The organism is Flavobacterium cheniae (assembly GCF_004363695.1).
Classification (GTDB): Bacteria; Bacteroidota; Bacteroidia; order Flavobacteriales; family Flavobacteriaceae; genus Flavobacterium; species Flavobacterium cheniae.
Window position 1 is genome coordinate 1 of record NZ_SNZC01000017.1, and the last position, 1,218, is coordinate 1,218.

At 38.3% G+C, this 1,218-nt stretch carries 2 protein-coding genes; both read right to left on the reverse strand.

The annotated features are described in order from the left end of the window. Positions 1 to 148, reverse strand: a 148-nt coding sequence (locus C8D80_RS12720; protein WP_133611000.1) for a type IX secretion system membrane protein PorP/SprF, incomplete at its 3' end; no start/stop codon positions are given. An 11-nt stretch (positions 149 to 159) separates the two neighbouring features. Continuing rightward, positions 160 to 1,218 (reverse strand): gliding motility-associated C-terminal domain-containing protein (locus C8D80_RS12725; protein WP_133611002.1); only part of this gene is annotated, 1,059 nt, incomplete at its 5' end.

The window sequence follows — 1,218 nt, forward strand, 5'->3', positions numbered from 1 at the left end:
ATCCTAATGATAAATTCTCTTTGCTTCCCGCATATGCCGGATTCATTACACTCATATTGTACATGTATTGCGTGTAGTGTGGGTCTTGCTGGGCAAAAGCAAATACACCTATAAATAAAATAACAACTTGAATAATTCTATTTTTCATCTTACTTGCTTTTAATTTTCTTTATTGATATAAACCCAACCCGTTTTAACTTCTCCACTTGGCAAAGAAACCACATAATAATAGGTACCATCTGGTAATTCATCTCCTGAATTTGTTTTTCCTTCCCATTCATTAGTGTAATCCGATTTGCTATAAACCTCTACTCCGTAACGATTAAATATTTGAACTTTCTTAGCGTTTAATCCTGATAAATTCCAAGTATCATTCAATCCATCATTGTTTGGAGAAACTCCTTTTGGTATAACACATGGCGATTTATCTACCGTTACAAACTCAATAGTAGTACATGAATTAACAGTAGCTCTAACTTCATAAGTTCCCGATGCTGTAATTACAATCGTTGCTGTTGTTCCTATTAAATTCGATGAACTATCATACCACTCATATGTAGCCGTACCAGTAGCAACCGAAGCCGTGATTTCAAAAACAGCTCCGTTACATCCTGAAACCGTTGATACAATTGGTGACGGTGGAACTGAATCAACAACCAATGGCGATGATGCTGTTGATGTACAGCCAGTTGAAGAATCTCTAACTATAATAGTATACGTAGTGTTTGGTGTAAGTCCTGAGAAAGTGGTACTACTTTGGTAAGTAACACCATTATTAATACTATACTCTAAAGTGCCTCCTAAAGGAGCTGTAACCACTATTGTACCTGTTGGAACCGGACATGTTGGTTGAACTGTAACGCTTGCTGTGGCAATTGCTGGAGTAATTAGCATAGCTAAATTACTAAACGATGCAGATGCTACTGATGAACAACTTCCGTTTGATGATGTTACCGTATAACTCGTTCCAACTACCATTCCACTTATCAATCCGCCTGCGCCTGCTGTAGGACCAACTGGTGAGAAAACATAAGTCAACGCACCACTGTAATTCGTGATGGTAGAAACACCAGCTGATGAACACGTTGGTGCTGTTGTTGAAATTGTTGGTTGTGATGGAACTGGTAAAACTGCTAAGTTCGTAAACGATGCAGAAGCTACTGAAGTACAACTTCCGTTTCCTGATGTTACCGTATAACTTGTACCAACTACCATTCC